This is a genomic window from Holdemanella biformis DSM 3989, from assembly GCF_000156655.1.
Taxonomy (GTDB): domain Bacteria; phylum Bacillota_I; class Bacilli_A; order Erysipelotrichales; family Erysipelotrichaceae; genus Holdemanella; species Holdemanella biformis.
In genome coordinates, this window is record NZ_DS996837.1 from 1 (window position 1) to 972 (window position 972).

Annotated in this window: 2 protein-coding genes; both read left to right on the top strand. The window is 33.2% G+C overall.

What is annotated here, in order from left to right; all coding sequences use genetic code 11:
* Positions 1-34 precede the first annotated feature (34 nt).
* Positions 35-721 (top strand): AzlC family ABC transporter permease, encoded by a 687-nt coding sequence (locus EUBIFOR_RS00020; protein WP_003863821.1) that lies wholly within the window; start codon positions 35-37, stop codon positions 719-721.
* The coding region (locus EUBIFOR_RS00025) for an AzlD domain-containing protein (RefSeq protein ID WP_003863822.1) at positions 718-972 on the top strand (255 nt) is incomplete at its 3' end. The genes EUBIFOR_RS00020 and EUBIFOR_RS00025, both read left to right, overlap by 4 nt.

Below are 972 nucleotides of genomic sequence, written 5' to 3' on the forward strand. Positions count from 1 at the left end.
TTTTTATACTGTTTCTTTTTTTTAGGGAATGTTTATGAAGAAAGATTTTGTAGAAGGGGCCAAAGCAGCAACTCCAATTATTTTAGGCTATATTCCTGTTGGCATAGCATATGGTATGTTGGCTAAAGCAACAGGATTAACATTTTTTAAGGCATTGAGTTTTTCCTTGTTTGTGTATACAGGAGCTGGACAAATGGCTGCTGTCACAATGTTAGCCCAGAATGCTGCTTATGTAACAATTGTGTTTACTGTTTTTATATTGAATTTACGTCATATAATTATGAGTACATGTATTATGGAAAAGATGGAAAAAACAAGTTTGCCGATTCGTTTACTTTTATCTTTTTGGATTACAGACGAAGTATTTGCGGTATCAATGACAGATAAGAAAATTAATAAGTTAACACCTGCATTTCTCGCGGGATTATCCTTATTTTGCTACCTGTTTTGGAATGTAGGATCGGCTTTAGGTATATTGTTTTCAAGCGTATTACCGAGTGTTGTATCTAAAAGTTTAGGTGTATCTTTGTATGCGATGTTTATCGGTTTGTTGGTGCCAAATATGAAAAAATCGATTCGCTTATTGTATGTTGTGGTTTTGTCAATGATTGTAAATTGGGGATTAAATCAATTCTTATCGAGTTCATTATCTATTTTAATATCTACGCTTGGTTGTGCATTGATAGGAATGTGTTTTATTTCCAAGGAGGATTTACAATGAAATTTGTGGGATTGATATTTTTTCTTTGTTTATCAACATATATACCAAGGATGCTGCCAGCTTTGTTCATGGATAAGATTCAAGTCTCTAAAAAGGTTAATATATTCTTACAATTGATACCTTATACGGCGATGGCATCCTTGATTTTTCCAGCTATATTATATGTAGATGAGAATGTATGGATTGGCATTATAGCAAGTGTTGTAGCGGTTATCGCAGCTTTAAAAAAGTTACCTGTAATCGGTGTTGTT